Origin of the sequence: Bifidobacterium amazonense, from assembly GCF_018555435.2 — a bacterium.
Classification (GTDB): domain Bacteria; phylum Actinomycetota; class Actinomycetes; order Actinomycetales; family Bifidobacteriaceae; genus Bifidobacterium; species Bifidobacterium amazonense.
Window position 1 is genome coordinate 1 of record NZ_JAFEJT020000092.1, and the last position, 8,194, is coordinate 8,194.

At 64.0% G+C, this 8,194-nt stretch carries 4 protein-coding genes and 2 pseudogenes; 4 read left to right on the plus strand and 2 right to left on the minus strand.

The features are described 5' to 3' along the window. Window positions 1-155 precede the first annotated feature (155 nt). Window positions 156-578, plus strand: a pseudogene (locus JS533_RS13025) (VOC family protein); the annotation flags it as partial. 138 nt (window positions 579-716) lie between these two features. Further along, window positions 717-3,605: pseudogene (locus tag JS533_RS13030) on the plus strand (TOTE conflict system archaeo-eukaryotic primase domain-containing protein); the annotation flags it as partial. Between the two features lie 80 nt (window positions 3,606-3,685). Here JS533_RS13030 and JS533_RS13035 read toward each other — a convergent pair. After that, on the minus strand, window positions 3,686-4,315 hold the full coding sequence (locus JS533_RS13035) for an HAD family hydrolase (RefSeq protein WP_241515179.1): 630 nt from the start codon (window positions 4,313-4,315) through the stop codon (window positions 3,686-3,688). Between the two features lie 123 nt (window positions 4,316-4,438). After that, the gene (locus JS533_RS13040) at window positions 4,439-6,280 is read right to left on the minus strand and encodes a bifunctional ADP-dependent NAD(P)H-hydrate dehydratase/NAD(P)H-hydrate epimerase (protein WP_241515187.1); all 1,842 of its coding nucleotides are present in this window, start codon (window positions 6,278-6,280) and stop codon (window positions 4,439-4,441) included. Between the two features lie 352 nt (window positions 6,281-6,632). Between JS533_RS13040 and JS533_RS13045 the strand changes: the two genes are divergently transcribed. Both JS533_RS13045 and JS533_RS13050 read left to right on the plus strand, forming a co-directional pair. After that, window positions 6,633-7,109, plus strand: coding sequence for a MerR family transcriptional regulator (locus JS533_RS13045; RefSeq protein WP_241515181.1), 477 nt, complete (start codon window positions 6,633-6,635; stop codon window positions 7,107-7,109). A 128-nt stretch (window positions 7,110-7,237) separates the two neighbouring features. Then, entirely contained in the window at window positions 7,238-8,008 is a 771-nt protein-coding gene (locus tag JS533_RS13050) for a carboxymuconolactone decarboxylase family protein (protein WP_241515183.1), read from the plus strand. Window positions 8,009-8,194 lie beyond the last annotated feature (186 nt).

Below are 8,194 nucleotides of genomic sequence, written 5' to 3' on the forward strand. Positions count from 1 at the left end.
TGCCGCTTCGTCGCCATGCTGATCCTGTCTTCCATAAGACAAGCCAAACAGGACCGATACCGTTCGCGCTCATTCCCGATGAGGCACCACCACACCCTACGCGCTCAAAAAACGTGAGGCACGTCGCAGGTACGAGACAGGCGTACAGTGGCGGTATGCTCGACCATCTGACGCTGCACGTCCGCGACATCGACCGCAGCATCGCGTTCTATACGGCGGCGCTCGCACCGCTCGGCTATGTCGTCAAAGCGCATCACGAGCCGACGCTTGGTTTCGGCGTCGACGATGGTACGCTGCACTCCGACTTCTACCTGTCACCGATCGACGACAATGACAGTCGATCGGCCGGCATTGATCCGCGAGCGCCGATTCACGCGTCTCCGGTCACGCACATCGCGTTCCTCGCCGACAGCCAGGCCGCGGTATGCGCGTTCTATACGGCGGCGCTCGCCGCCGGCGGCAGGGACAATGGTGCACCCGGACCGCGCGCATATCATCCCGGCTATTATTCCGCGTTCGTCCTCGACCCGGACGGCAACAACATCGAAGCCGTCGTCGATTGGTCGCACAACGGAGAGCAAAGAACGGACGATCGGACAGCGCGTCAATCTGACGACAAGACGATAGCCGTCACCAATGCCGTCGTTGATACCGCCGACGGTAACACAGATGATCGAATCACCTCCCACAGTTCGTCCGCACGGAAGGTGCGGCTGTTCCGTTCACTGTTCCGCGGACGTGATGATGTGTATGCGCACGGTTTCGTCAGTCGGAAGACTGGCAAGACCGGATACGCGCCGGCTGCATGGAACGAATGGACCGAACTGCCGAACGGCAAACGGATTCCTACGCCGCCGGACCAGCGTCGCTGCAAGCCGTTGTCCGATCAGGTTCTGCTCGACCATTTCACCAAACGTGACGATCGGCTCGTCAACGTCGTCGGACTGTACCCGCTGTCCAAGGAATCGAAGGTCTGGCTATTGGCCATCGACTTCGACGATGATGGTTGGCGCGACGAAATCACGGCCACCCGCCACGTCTGCGAACGACACGGTCTGATGCCGGCGGTGGAACGTTCCCGTTCCGGTGATGGCGGACACCTGTGGCTGTTCTTCACCGAGCAGATCGACGCGGCCGAAGCCCGCCGCATGGGATCCGTATTGTTAACGGAAGCGTCGGATTTGACCCATATCCGATTCCGCTCATACGACCGCATGTTCCCCAATCAGGACACGCTGCCGGCCGGTGGATTCGGCAACCTGATCGCACTGCCGTTGCAACGCAAAGCCCGGGACAACGGCAACAGCGTATTCGTGGACGAACGCTTCGTCCCGTATCCGGACCAGTGGGAGTTCCTCGCGTCAATCCGACGCGTCACACCTGCGCAGGTACATGACATCGCGGCACTGGCGTCAACGATGGGCGGGCCGCTCGGCGTCCTCGCCCAAGCCGAGGAAACAACCGAGGGCGCATCCGCTCCGACGGCGCCTTCGCAACAGGAACTTGATCTCGACGGAACGGATCCACGTAAACCAGCTACAGACACAGGGCAGCATCACCGTCCCCGCACCGCCCCGCGACAACGCGCGGTCTCGCCATCGGATGTTCCCCGGCACGTCGACATCATCGAACGCAACATGCTCCACATTCCCAAAACCGGGTTGAGCACGACCGCGCTCAACGCGATACGACGTCTCGCCGCATTCGCCAACCCCGACTTCTACCGCGCCCAAGCCATGCGGCAACCCGTCTACGACAAACCGCGCATCATCTACCGAGGCGAGGAAACCGAAGACGAGATCCTCCTGCCCAGGGGGTGCAAGGAACCATTGAACACGCTGCTGTCCTCGGCCGATTCCGCTGCATCCTATGTCGACGAACGCAACCCGGGAACGCGCATCCAAACGGCGTTCACCGGCACGCTGCGAGACCGGCAACGCGATGCGGCGAACGCACTGCTTGCACACGACAACGGCATCCTCGTCGCGCCCACCGGATTCGGCAAAACCGTGATCGCGGCCGAGATCATCGCCCAACGGAACATCAACACGCTCATCGTAGTCCGCTCATCGGCCCTGCTCGGACAATGGAAGGAACGACTCGGCCAATTCCTCGACATCACCACGACCCCACCGACACGCTTGACCAAAACCGGACGCGTCAGCCGACGTCAGCCCGATGCCATCGGACAGATCGGCGCCGGACGCCATGAGGCCAACGGCATCATCGACATCGCGCTCGCACAATCATTGTTCGACAAAGGCGACGTTCCGGGAACGAAGCACGTCAAGGAAGTCGTCACGAACTACGGCATGGTGATCTTCGACGAATGCCATCACGTCGCATCCGTCGATACCGAGACAATCGCGCGCACCGTCAACGCGAAATACGTATACGGTCTCACCGGCACATTGAAACGCGACGATGGACTGCAGCCCATCGTCACCATGCAATGCGGGCCCGTCCGATACACCGTCGACGTCAAGGACCAGATGGCGACGCAACGCTTCACCCGTCGATTCGTGCCACGATTCGTCTCCGCTGACCTCGGGCTCGTCGAACCGTTCACCTATCACGACTATCTGCAAACAGCCTGCGACAGCGAGGAACGCAACGCCATGATCCTCGACGACGCCATGAACGTCATCAAGGAGGGGCGTACGCCGCTGCTGCTCACCAAACGCACGGAACACGCCAGGACGCTCGCCGACGAACTCGAACGGCGCGGCTGCAGGCATGTGATCCTGCTGTACGGCGCCGATCCGAAGAAGACGCAAATTGACAACATCGAGCGACTCGCGCATATTCCGGACAAGGAGCAACTGGCCGTCGTGGCCACTGGAAGCTACATCGGGGAGGGCTTCGACCAGAAACGGTTCGATACGCTGATGCTCGCGGCCCCGGTTTCCGTCGAAACGGCGGTCACTCAATACGTCGGCCGACTCCACCGCGACAACGACGGCAAACACGAGGTACGCGTCTACGACTACATCGACGTGTCCGTGTCCATGGCCCTCAGCATGTATCGCAAACGGCTGAAAACATACGCGAGCCAGGGGTACGAGCCACTGTTGCCCGACGGCGGCGACGTGACGGATGAAATACGCCAAGCCAAGGCCACAGCGCTACTGAGTCGCAAGGCCGCGCTCGCCGGCGGCGGCGCAGGCGTTTCGCCGGCTGTACAAACGGGCGGAGAGGAGACTCTCGTCGGCATGGATGCGTTCTTCGAGAAGTTCCTCGACGACATCGCGCGATGCGGGCGAAGCATCGTCATTCATGCCGGATACGTGTCGCATCGGGGTATCGATACGGTCGGTGACGCGCTGGTACAGGCCACAGGCAGGGGAGTGGCGGTCGACATCGTCGTGCGTGTGCCGGACACGGCGACCGTGGCGTCGCGTGCCCGGACGGAACGTAACGCCGCGAAACTGCGGGCGATGGGCTGCGCGGTACGCACGGCCGCGTCCTGCAATGAGTTTGTCGTGATCGATGACGAACTCGTATGGTTCGGCACCATCGAACCGCTCGGCAACCCGAAAGACGACGACTGTTCGCTGCGATTGCGAGACCGGCCGATCGCGCAATCGCTGATCGCCCGCGGATAAGGAAACATCCCTGCCGGAGATGATTGCCGGCAGGGATGATGGTGAGCCTGTACGGCTCTTGGTGCAGCTACAGGTGTCCGTTACAGCCGCACACCGAGGGCGGCGAGGGATTCGCGTGCCTCGAGGGCGTTTTCGAAGAGGACGCCGTGGATGCCGACCTCGTTCGCTCCGGCCACGTTCTTCGCGGTGTCGTCGAAGAACACGCAGTCGGCGGCGTTCAGGCCGAACCGCTGCAAGGCGAGTTCATAGATGTCGGCGTTCGGCTTGTGCATCTTCTCCACGCCGGAGACGACCGTGCCGTCCAGCAGCTCGGCCAGGCGCGGGAACTTCTCGAACGCGAAGTGGAACGTCTCATGCGACCAGTTCGTCAAGCCCCACACGCCGTAACCGTGGCGTTTGAGATCCTCGAGCAGTTCGACCATGCCCGGCAGCGTGCGCGGCAGCGCGTCGTCGTAATGGTCGATGTAGTACCTGAAGATCGCGGCGATGTCCTCGCCCTGCTCGCGTACGACGTCCGGATAGATGCTTGCGAAGTCCTCGCCCGCATCCATACGATCCTCATAACGGAAGAACCCGTGCGGATCGTCGTCGGCGCAGATCGCGGCGACCACGTCGTCGGGGAAATGCCCTTCCAAGCATGCGCGTGTCTGCCAGTCGAGTAGCACGCCGCAGAAATCGAAGATGACGTCGGTGATGGGGGACTGGGGCATGGGATCTCCTTGAATCGTCCGGTGAATGCCGATGTACAGTGTACCGGCGGTCCGACGGGAACGGCGATGGCGTTCCGGCTTCCGGCAGGACCGCCGGCCTGTCCGTGATATTACGTGAGGCTATTACGAGAGCAGTTGGCGGAACGCCGCGGGAATCGCATCGACCACGTCGGAGGCGACGATCGGATGGCCGAGCTTGCCGCCGAGCGGACCGCGCGACGACGAACCGTAGATCGTCGGCGGCGTAAAGCCGCGCTGATCCGACTCGGACGCGATCGCAGCCGCATAGCCGTGCAGATACGCGCCGTCGGCGACGACCTGCGGAATCGATGCGTCATCGTCCTGCTGGGCGAGCAGCGCGCCGATCATGCCGACCAGCACATCGCCGGCACCGGCCGTACCCAACCAAGCGGGAGCGCGCCCGGCCAACAGGACACGCGGCTCGTCGGCGGTGTCCGTATCGCCCTCGTACTCGATATCGTCCGCGTCGTCACCACTCAACGACCCCGCGGCCTTCGCGCGCGTCGCATCCGACGCATCATCCGAACCGTCGCCGACGACGATGCTGATCGCACCCTTCAACAGCACGGTCGCACCAGTCAATTCGTGCGCGCGCATCGCCCAATGCAACGGTTCAAGCTGCACGTCGCGCGCGTCCACATCCTCGCCGCGCAACTCCAGCAACGCGGCGAGCTCGGCGGCGTGCGGGGTGATCACCACCTGCGGCGGCACCTCATCCGGCAGCAGGTCGAGCGCGCCGGCGTCCACGACGATCGGCGGCATCTCATAGGCGAGATCCGGATCCTCGTCGTCATCGTTCAACGAGTAGTGCGACAGCAGTTTCGCGATGGTCTGACGCTGCACGTCGGCGTCATCCTCATCCGTCTCGCCATCCGGCACGCCGGAGCCGACCACCCACGACTGGACGCGTCCCTTGCCGATCACCGCCTCCGGCACGGCGTTCAGCACCATGCCGCGCGTGCGCTCGGGACCCATGTAGCGGACGAGTCCCACGTTCGTACGGGCCGCGGCCCGGCTCGACAGCACGGCCGCCCCCGGATAGCGCACCGAACCGGTGATCAGACCGGTCACGCCGCGCGCATACTTCGCATCGGCCAGCCGCGGCAGACGGATCGCCTCGCTCGCGCTGTCGCCGGACACCATCCTGACGAACGGCCTGACGCCCTCCACGTCGAACCCGAAATCGACCAGCGTGACGCGGCCGCACGCATACGAGGCCGGAGGCAGCATCGCGCACGGCTTCAACGCGCCGAACGTGACCGTCACGTCCGCGGGAATATACGGGCCGGTGATGGACCCGTCGTCCACGCCCACGCCGGACGGCGCATCCACGGCCACGACCAGCGGGAACTCGCCGGCGGTGTCGCCATCCGGCAGCGCGGTGCGATCCGGCACCGTGCCGTCCACGCCCAATGACGAGGCCATCGTGCCGGCGATGCCGCGCAACGCGCCCTGCAGGCCGATGCCGGTCATCGCGTCGATGATCACATGGGAATGCTGCGCCAGTTCGACCGCCGCACGCAGACGCTCGCCGGCCTCGCCCGCGCCGAATCCGGCCGCGCAACCGGGAATGTCCGACGCCGGATCAAGCACCAGCACCTTGCCTCCGGCACGCACGAACGCGGCGAACGCCTCCTCGTGCACGTTGCGTCCCACCGTCACGGCCGTCACCGAAGCGCCGTTCTCCGCCAATGCCGCCGCCGCATACAATCCGTCCCCGCCGTTGTCCCCGGCCCCGGTCAGCAGCACGATGCGAGCGTTCTGCAACGCCATGCCTTCGTCGTCAAGCAAATCGGCGGTCACATGGGCCACCGCGGTGGCGGCCATGCGCATCAACGGCACGCCGTCGTCCAGCAGGGGACGTTCCATCGCGCGCACGTCGTCGGCGCGGTATGCGGCGTGACGCAACAGGTGCAACCTGTTGCCGTCGTTCTGCACGTTCATGCTCTCAGCCATGATGAACCTCCCTGAAATCGGCGAACCGTATCCGTCTGCTCTACTTTACCCGCGTTTGCGGCCCGTCGCCGGCAGTTCGCCGATAGTGCGCCGGGAATGGTCGGAATACGGGCTGGATATGTGCCGGGTCGTGTGACGTTGCCCACAACGCGGCCGGGGGACTGGCCTGATCGGCGTCGGACGGGTATGCTGGGACAGTGAGTTGGATGGGAAGACTTCCGTCCCCCGACGTCGGAGGACAGGCTCGCCCGCTTCGGGGCGCACGCCGCCGGTGCAACGTCGCATCGTACGGAGTGTCGCGTGTTTACTTCAAGCGCTTGAAGTTTTTAAAGTTGCCGGTATGAGCACCAACACCACCACATGGCACACCATCCGCGAGGCGTCGATGATCTCCGGGCTTCCCGAATCGACCCTGCGCTACTACGAGCAGATCGGCATCATCGACCCGATCGCACGCGACCCGAGTTCCGGACACCGCGCCTACTCCGACGCGGACCTCGAATCGCTGTCCACCATCTCGTGCCTCGCCGCCACGGGCATGCCGCTCGAATCGATGCGCGAGTATCTGAAGAACCGTTTCGACGGCCCGGAGGGCGCGCGCCGGCAAATGGCGCTGCTTGACGCGCAGGCGCTGCGGCTGGCCGCCAAGGCGGAGAGCATCCGCATGCAGCAGGCGTACGTCTCGTTCAAGACCCTGTATTGGCGGGCGATCGCCGAAGGGCGCGAAGGCGACGCCGAACAGCTGCTCGCCGAGAACCGCGACATCGTGGAGAAGGTCAAGCGCATGCAGATCGGCGGCAAGGGCGACGGACAGTGACGGCCGGTCGCGCGGACAGGCGAAACGGCAACGGCCGATACGATGAAGGATCCGCCGGCGCCGACGGACGGGATAATGGACGAAACGACGGACGAAACGACGTACGGACAAGGAACCAAGGAGCGATGATGTTCGACGGATTGCGCAATGCGATGAACAAATTCTGGAATGAGGACAAGACGCTGGCCGAGACCGATCCCGAGTTCGTGGAGTTCTTCTCGCGCTTCGCGTACGACGAGGTGATCAACGAGCCCGGGGCGAACCATCCCGATCTGGACGACGCCACGCGGGCGATGGCGATCCTCGCCACGCTGATCGGATGTCAGGGACTTGACGACTACGAGCTGATGCTGCCGGTGGCATTGGATGCCGGCGTGACCCCGGTGGAGGCCAAGGAGATCGTCTACCAGGCGGTCGCCTATCTCGGGTTCGGCCGCGTGCTGCCGTTCCTGAAGAAGACCAACGAGGTGTTCGAGGCGAAGAACATCGCGTTGCCGCTCGCCCCGCAGTCGACCACCACGCCGGATACGCGGGTCGCGGCCGGCGAACAGGCGCAGGTCGACATCTTCGGCGAGCATATGCGCGGCTTCGTACAGTCCGGGCCGGAGGAGACCCGGCACATCAACAAGTGGCTCGCCGGCAACTGCTTCGGCGACTACTACACGCGCGGCGGCCTCGACCATCGCCGGCGCGAGATGATCACGCTGTGCTTCCTGGCGGCGCAGGGCGGCTGCGAGCCGCAGCTGGTCGCGCATGCGGGTGCGAACCTCAAGGTCGGCAATGCGAAGGCGTTCCTGATCGCGGTCGTCTCGCAGTGCATGCCGTACATCGGCTATCCGCGCACGCTCAACGCGATCCGTTGCGTCAACGAGGCGGCGGCGAAGGCGGAGGAGGCGTAGCCGTTGCCTATATGCAAGCGAGCCTGTCAACCGAATGATCCGGTTGGCAGGCTCGCTTTTGCTAGGTGAAGGATCCTTCTCACGCGTCGGCTCTGCAATCAAGGACTCGCCTTGCGGCGAGACTCATGCCTGCCTTCGCTCGACTATCGCCTCGCTCAGGCTGACGCTACGGACAGTGCGGTGCAC